1 protein-coding gene is annotated in these 366 nt (G+C 43.2%); it reads right to left on the reverse strand.

Features of this window, described 5'->3' with window-relative positions; all coding sequences use genetic code 11:
• Positions 1-295: hypothetical protein (locus ACO0LH_RS21160; protein ID WP_422943121.1), on the reverse strand; the 295-nt coding region annotated here is incomplete at its 3' end.
• Positions 296-366 lie beyond the last annotated feature (71 nt).

Consider the following 366-nt stretch of genomic DNA (forward strand, 5'->3'; position numbering starts at 1 on the left):
CGTAAGCCAATACTTCATCCTGATGATTGCTGATACCCAACATCGCCATTTGCGAACCAAAATTATTGATCAGTGGACCATCTGACCATGGGCAGTCATCTCTATCCTGATCATCTTCATCATAGCTTGACAAACAGGGATATTGCTTCACAAGTTGGACGTGCAATTTACGCAGGGACGGATGTATCTTGCCGCTTTCTTGCAGATAGTCTTCTTTGATATGCGCAGCTTCGGCCAATGCTCGTTGTCTTTCTTGTGGCAAGGGATTGGCAAATATTTCTATCGTATAGCTCATGGCAGTCGTAAATTGAATATAGAAGGTTAAATGGTATCAGGTGACACTGAAAAGTGTCACCTGATATTGCG

Source organism: Undibacterium sp. TJN19, from assembly GCF_049339485.1.
Taxonomy (GTDB): domain Bacteria; phylum Pseudomonadota; class Gammaproteobacteria; order Burkholderiales; family Burkholderiaceae_D; genus Undibacterium.